1 pseudogene is annotated in these 249 nt (G+C 36.1%); it reads right to left on the bottom strand.

Annotated features, from left to right (window positions below):
• Positions 1–249: pseudogene (locus tag AAEY75_RS16420) on the bottom strand (hypothetical protein); the annotation flags it as partial.

The raw sequence follows: 249 nt of genomic DNA, 5'->3' as shown, positions 1-249 counted from the left end.
AAACTGTCATTCTCTTCGGTGTCGTCCAGTAGATTTTCTTCGAATCTGCCTCTAACGAACCAGTACATTTTTTCTAATACGGTTTCTTTTTTGGTCAAAGTAGAATAACCGTCACCATAAATGAACAAGTTAAAATGATAAGGTATCTCTACATCGTTAATGAAAAAGGTGCGCTTGCACTCTAGTGTATAAGCTTGAATCTCTTTGTCTTCAGCGTCTAGGTCTTCAATACCTTCATCATTTTTATTG

Origin of the sequence: Psychrobacter sp. TB55-MNA-CIBAN-0194 (assembly GCF_040309505.1) — a bacterium.
Lineage (GTDB): Bacteria > Pseudomonadota > Gammaproteobacteria > Pseudomonadales > Moraxellaceae > Psychrobacter > Psychrobacter fozii.
This window is presented reverse-complemented; position numbering and strand designations above follow the sequence as displayed.